The 6,332-nt window shown below is 41.8% G+C and carries 4 protein-coding genes and 1 pseudogene; 3 read left to right on the forward strand and 2 right to left on the reverse strand.

The genetic code is table 11. The annotated features are described in order from the left end of the window. Positions 1 to 2 precede the first annotated feature (2 nt). Complete coding sequence (locus AC4II3_RS14565) at positions 3 to 1,379, reverse strand: RNA-guided endonuclease InsQ/TnpB family protein (protein WP_488012092.1); 1,377 nt, start codon at positions 1,377 to 1,379, stop codon at positions 3 to 5. A 323-nt stretch (positions 1,380 to 1,702) separates the two neighbouring features. On the opposite strand from AC4II3_RS14565, the gene AC4II3_RS14570 reads away from it, so the two are divergent. Further along, the gene (locus AC4II3_RS14570) at positions 1,703 to 3,829 is read left to right on the forward strand and encodes a substrate-binding domain-containing protein (RefSeq protein ID WP_488012094.1); all 2,127 of its coding nucleotides are present in this window, start codon (positions 1,703 to 1,705) and stop codon (positions 3,827 to 3,829) included. A 92-nt stretch (positions 3,830 to 3,921) separates the two neighbouring features. Here AC4II3_RS14570 and AC4II3_RS14575 read toward each other — a convergent pair whose 3' ends face one another. Further along, entirely contained in the window at positions 3,922 to 4,803 is an 882-nt protein-coding gene (locus AC4II3_RS14575; RefSeq protein ID WP_488012096.1) for an Rpn family recombination-promoting nuclease/putative transposase, read from the reverse strand. A gap of 872 nt (positions 4,804 to 5,675) precedes the next feature. On the opposite strand from AC4II3_RS14575, the gene AC4II3_RS14580 reads away from it, so the two are divergent. Continuing rightward, on the forward strand, positions 5,676 to 5,897 hold the full coding sequence (locus tag AC4II3_RS14580) for a hypothetical protein (RefSeq protein WP_488012098.1): 222 nt from the start codon (positions 5,676 to 5,678) through the stop codon (positions 5,895 to 5,897). Positions 5,898 to 5,905: 8 nt separating this feature from the next. Then, positions 5,906 to 6,166 (forward strand): annotated as a pseudogene (locus AC4II3_RS14585) (ParE family toxin-like protein); the annotation flags it as partial. Positions 6,167 to 6,332: the final 166 nt, after the last annotated feature.

The raw sequence follows: 6,332 nt of genomic DNA on the forward strand, positions 1-6,332 counted from the left end.
AACTAAGTGGCTGTTAACTCCATGGGCGTAACTTCCCCCCGAACCAGAGGTAGCTGGGTGGGGTCAATACCCAGTTCTTTCAGACCCCGCATCTTGATATTTACTGCGCCATTTACATCAGCATCATTGTGATGTCCACAATTGGTGCAAACAAACTTTTCTTTTTTTCGATTTTCTGCGCTAACGTGATCACACTTTGGACACCGCTGAGATGTATGCCTGGGATTTACTTTGATTACTGGAATGCCTGACTTTGCAGCCACGACCTCGATCTTTTTGATCAGTTCTCCCCAAGCGGCATCAGATATTGCACGATTTAGAGCCCTTTTGGCTGATTGTCCATTGGGATTGTACCCACCACTTTCATTCTTTTTAGGTTTACAACGAGACTTCATGCCCCTAATATTTAAGTCCTCAAATATCAGGGCATCAGTTCCATCGGTTAGAACTTTAGCTGTCTTCCAGTGGTATGCAGAACGGCTGTTAGCAATCCGATCGTGTAATGACGCTACTTTAGAAAAAGATTTTTTACGATTCCTTGAACCTTTCTTTTTTCTACTCGCAGATCGCTGTCTCAACTTTAAGCGTCTGGCTTGTCGCTTAAATACTTTGTCGTTAGCTGGATTCTGAATTATCTCTCCATTAGAAATACTAAGGAGCTTTTTAATTCCTAGATCACATCCCTTAACACGATCCGGGCTAATTTCATTCTTGTTTTTTACAGGTAAAGCTGGTACCGATTTGTCTTCAATCTGGAGGCTAACAAACCAACCCCGTGCCTTCCGGCGAACGGTTACGGACTTCAAGGTAAACCCACTTGGTATAGGGCGGGAATCATGGAATCGCATCCATCCTATACCTGGTAAATAAATTCGGTTACCATCTAGCTTTACTTGTCCTGGAGTATACTTAAAACTTCTAAATCGCGAACGCCTTTTAGGTTTAGGGTGCCCTGTTTCCTTTTTGAAGAACTTTGAAAAAGCTACATCCAACTGCCTTAAAGTCTGTTGTAAAACAGTTGAGTTTATAGTTTTGTACCAAGGTCGTTCTTTTTTGAGGATTGGAAGATTTGAACTCTGAGCCTCATAAGCAGTCCTACGTTCGCATAGCGTCGGCTTTGCCGAAGGGTTTTTTTTGCTTTTCTTCCAAGGATACCCAACAGAGTGTGACTTACTTACAGAACAAGTCAGCGGACACGCCTCTCCCTTACTTCTCAAATCACAATAATTTCCTAACCTTGGAGACTTTGCCTGATCGTAAGAATCATTCCTGTCTCTCAATAGATAGTTGTACTGTGCTAGTAGCATATCCAGCCACTTATTCATTGTGACTTCTTGCTGTTTGTTGGGTTTCAGTTTGTAGACATATCCAAGCTGCATCAGTTTCGATATTTTGTCCGTGCTATATTAATTGTAGCTTCTATAAATACAGATAACAAGTGTTATTGCCAAAAAAACTGGACGACCTCTAATACATGGACAAGCCAAAAAGGCACACACCGTTAAAACTACGGAAGCAGCCTGGGACGGGTTAAAAAAAATGGCAGCTAAAACTGGTTTGACTTTGTCAGAGTATTTAGAAGCACTAGGAAAGACTGGGGTGTTACCGTAAGTATTTAGTTGAGGGGAAAATTCATCCCCATCCGTCGCAGGAGTGGGGTATTCTTTTCCCCTGGCCTTGGCCTTTAGGCCACGCTACGCGAATGGCCACGCTACGCGAACAAACTCCCCTATTTGATAAATCATTCACCAAATGGCGGTCAGATTATCGAGAAGTGGAACAAGTACGCTCACCGATTAATGCTGACCAAACTGGTTTTCGCATCAAACCTAAAGGTGTGAGAGTTTCTTCTCCCACTAACACCACTCAGGATGTGAAATTATTTTTGAATGAATGGCTCAATGCTGGCGATAGTGAGTGGCTGCAAATCCGGGATAACTTAATTTCTATCGGGAGTCAATTTAAGCTTTCCGGGGAAAAAACCAGGGTACTATTGGATTGTAAAGACATTAAATTGGGCTACTTTCCTTGGCAAGAGTGGCAGTTATTTGAAGATCACTTCTCACAGGTGGAAATTGCCTTAAGGGTCAGAGGTCGCCCTGAAGATAAAATCATCCCTGCTCAACCCTGCTCCAAAGTCAGAATTTTGCTGGTTGTGGGTAGGAGTGACAATATCAACACTAATGCTGATCTTAATGTAATCCAGAAGTTAGAAGAAAAAGGGGCAGAGGTAATCTGTCTGATGCAGCCTAGTATCAGGGAGTTATGTCATGCCCTTTGGGACAAACAAGGCTACCATATCTTTATTTTTACCGGTCACAGTGGCTCAGATAAAGATGGGCAAATTGGTTGGATTGAGCTGAATGACCAAGAGAGTTTAAGTATTGAGGATTTCAAAAATTCCCTAAAAGTATCCATAGATAAAGGATTACAGTTAGCTATTTTTAATTCCTGTGATGGTCTAGGCTTAGCTAACCAACTAGGGAAGTTAAATCTTCCTCGTACAATTGTCATGCAAGAACCTGTACCCGATCCAGTAGCGATCGATTTCTTGCAGTATTTTTTCCAGGAGTTTACCAGTAAAAAATCTCTTTTTGCTTCAGTTAATACAGCACGAAAATACCTGGAACATTTTAATTTAGAGTATCCAGGTGCTATGTGGTTGCCAACTATTTGTATTAGGGAATCCGCATTAGAGCAGCCACTAACTTGGCAAAAGCTTTATAAACCACCATCTGAAGAACGATCTGAGGGACAATCTGAGCCACCTTCTATCTCACCTAAAAATTTACCGATTAAGTTAGTAGGAAGCTTACTAGGTATAGTAGCAATTTCTATTGGGATTGGGTTATGGTTAAAACCGAAGGAACCAGTAACGACACTACCCAATCCTTGTCCTGACCAACCCTCAAATCATAAACAAAATGTCAACCAGTATATTCGGTGTTTTGCTTATGTTGATCAGATTCCTTCAGGAAGATGGGTTTACAGTGGTAGCACATCTTGGGTGCCGATTCACGACAAGGTAAATCCCAGGATAGAACAAGTTTTTCATAACGTTAACTTGATTTATTACCACCATCCCACTCTACCACCGGGTTCAGGAACTGGAATCAAAATGTTGCTAAAGGGTCAAATTTATTTCGCCCTGTCTTCACGACCAATCAACAACAGTGAGTTCCAAGACGCTAAAATCAAAGGATTTAAACTTAAGCAGGTTTCAGTCGCTAGTGATGCCATTGCTATTGCTGTTCATCCTGACCTACCTATTAATGGTTTAACAATTGGGCAACTCCAGGGTATTTATACAGGTAAAATTACAAACTGGAGTCAAGTCGGTGGTCCCAACCTAAAGATTAGCCCTTACTCTCGCCCTAAGGAAAGTGGAACTACTGGGTTCTTTCGCGAGACTATTTTGGGAGAAGATGATTTTAGTCAAAACGTTAGTTTTATCTCCACCACTACTGAAGCCATGGGAAAGGTAGCTGAAACAAAAGGTGCTATTTACTACGCTTCTGCTCCTGAGATTGTTCCTCAGTGTACTGTCAAACCTCTATCTTTGTTTTCTTCCAAAACTGGTTCTTTTATTCCTCCCTATCAACCCCCACTTCTCCCAACAAAAAATTGTCCTGAGCAAGGACGCAATCAACTCAATAGTGAAGCATTTGAAACCAATGAATATCCGATAACCCGTCAGCTCTTTGTAATAATCAAACAAGATGATCAAGGGTATGATCGAGCCGGGGAAGCCTATCGCAAGTTGCTATTAACAGATGAAGGACAAAAGCTGATTAAAGAGGCTGGCTATATTCCGAGACTTTCGTTCTGAATCACAACTATCTCTGTTCTGTCACTCATCGGAGTTTTAAAATCAAGAGGAAAACCCACCCCACGGTCGAGGTAGGGTGTGGCCTTATTTAATTAATTGGGCAAATGTTCACTAAACTCATCTAGGGAGTTAACCGTTAATGCTGTTGCCATCAACTCTTCTAATTGTTCAAGAGTTAAGGCTTCAATTCTGACGGATATCTCGACAGGAATCTCGGAAAATCGCAGTTTAAGAATGCGCTCTAAACTGCCTCGACGTTCTTGTTGGATGCCTTGAGCCACACCCTCTTGTAAAATCTCTTGATACCAGGGTGATTCTCGTAATACTGTCATATCCCACCTCATGATTTGTTGAATTAAGGGTATTTCTAACACAAAACTAGCAAAAAAAGCTAACAACGGTTCTAGTTGATTTAAGGTTTGATCCGCTCGTAGCGCCTGCACCGCTGAGCGCAATTTTGATTCGCTACCACCTCCTTTTAAGATCGGGACAAATGGGAATAGGGGAGGTAATGGTTGTCCTAATACTAATTCAGCATCTACTTCCCAGAGATTAATTACCCGATAATCTTGACGGGCTTTTAATCCCATGAATTCCTTGTCGTAACAGTCAACGATTGTGACTGTGGATGGGGGCGGCAAGATATTAATTAATACCGGATAAGCGGATAGGTTGTATTTCTCCTCAGCTAAAGCCACATAATTGCGCATTCTCTGAGGCATGTTCTGGTCATAGCGTAGTTGTAATTCATTGAGAATCAGAAATTCTTGATGTTGAGGACTAGAAGCTTTTACAATCACATCGCTTTCGCGACTAATCCATTGAAATTCAGCATCCAGTAACTGAGATGCCCGCACTTGGGGATTACCGGTTACCCATTGCACCCAAGCATTAGGAGCGAGACTGATTAAGCGTTTGCTACCAATGTCTTGATGCAGTCGCTCATGGGGGAAACCCCCAAGACCGCGCTGCATCGCTATCTACAGGTTTTGCCATACAATACAATTGATCGAATCAATACTAATTACTGAGTTACATCCAGGACTATTTCTGGAATCAAACTAAAATTTGATTAGTGAAGAGCTGGGCTTTTCAGACTTCCTAAACTTCCTGCTTCTTAAGATTCATCGTAAGTTGACTCGCTGTCTATAGACTCGCCGTCTATAGGGTCTCCTAAATCGAAGATAATAATAAATTTTTGATCAGGCATCAGCCGTTTAAGGGCCTGCAAGTGACCCTCCGCGTCAGAACGGTTCCGGAAACGACGAACAACCACCCGCTGCATGTTCGGCAATAGGCGAATGAGCGCCCATGGATATAGGCGTTGAGAGTACGACATAAAATATTAGGTATCTCCTTAACTGGGGCTCTAGAGCCAGCCGGAGACCCGGGAAAAATCAGCGGCTGGCTCTTACCGTGGAACGTTTCTTGATGCAGTCGCTCATGGGGGAAACCCCCAAGACCGCGCTGCATCGCTTTAGCGTTCACGGTATTTTTATACTAACACAAAAAACTTTTATTATAACATTTTTTGAAAACTTTTGTAACAAATGTTGGGAGTAGGGAATAGGGAACAGGGAACAGCGATGCAGCGCTGCCTCCCCAAGACCGCGCTGCATCGCTGGTGGTAGTTTTCCGGCTACTAGCCGTGGGGAGTGTCAAAGAATTCCTGATTAAATGGTCAATGGCTATGAATTTGCCCACCCTACTACCCTTTTCGAGCGGGCAAGATGCCCACTCTACTGTGACCCGCGCCCCCGCCCCTATTGCCGCTGTAAGGCATGTTTTCGCTTGACTTTTGCTAACATTTATTTAGAGACGTTTTTCAATATAAATACTGAAATTAATGACTTATCTATTAACAGAGGCTTTTCAGAAAGCACAAAATTTACCAGAAGAGATACAAAACGAACTTGCTCATCAGTTAATCGAAGATATTGAGAATGAACTTAAATGGCAAAACACCATTACACAATCTCAAACCTCTTTCCTAGACGAATTAGCCCGTAAAGCATTAAATGAATCTAAGATAGGGGAAACGAAAGTTATGGGTTTTGATGAATTATGAAGTCATAATTAACCAATGACTTTGTAAACTGTTTTGGTAAATTACCAGAAAAAGTAAAGCAGACTGCACGAAAAAATTATAAACTTTGGAAACAGAATCCCAACCATCCAAGTTTAGAGTTTAAGAAACTTCAGACTCAAGAGCCAATATACTCTGTTAGGGTGGGAATCGGTTGGCGTGCTGTAGGAGTTATAAAAACGACAGATACAATAGTTTGGTTTTGGATTGGCTCTCACACTGAATATGATAAGTTACTTAAAAAGTTATAATGTGATTGCCGCTAGATAAAACTTACAAAGAAAAAGACTGACCCAAAAAAAACTAAAATCAGCCATAGTACAATGGCAAATTCGGTCATGGAAAAAGTCTCATCAAGTTTGAGAGCTGATTTGTAAACTCGCTGTAATCCTTGTAGGATAAGGCTTCGGCTAAACT

Source organism: Moorena sp., from assembly GCF_982860115.1.